Genomic DNA, 203 nt, shown 5'->3' on the forward strand with positions numbered 1-203 from the left:
ACGCACATGGATTGATTTCGAGCCAAGGGCATGGTAGTCAAACGCATGCAATGGTTGCCCATATTCGAGAAGCACGTAGTTGGTGACATCAACAACGTTGCTGATAGGACGGATACCTGCTGCCATTAGCCGGTTTTGCAGCCATGAAGGCGATGGTCCGATTTTAACATCTTTTATTACAAGGGCTTGATAAAATGGTGTGT

The 203-nt window shown here is 46.3% G+C and carries 1 protein-coding gene; it reads right to left on the bottom strand.

Annotated features, from left to right (window positions below; translation table 11 throughout):
- Positions 1-203 (bottom strand): phenylalanine--tRNA ligase beta subunit-related protein (locus tag CHH91_RS20085; protein ID WP_141234302.1); only part of this gene is annotated, 203 nt, incomplete at both ends.

The organism is Virgibacillus sp. 7505 (assembly GCF_002272135.1).
Classification (GTDB): Bacteria; Bacillota; Bacilli; order Bacillales; family Amphibacillaceae; genus Terribacillus.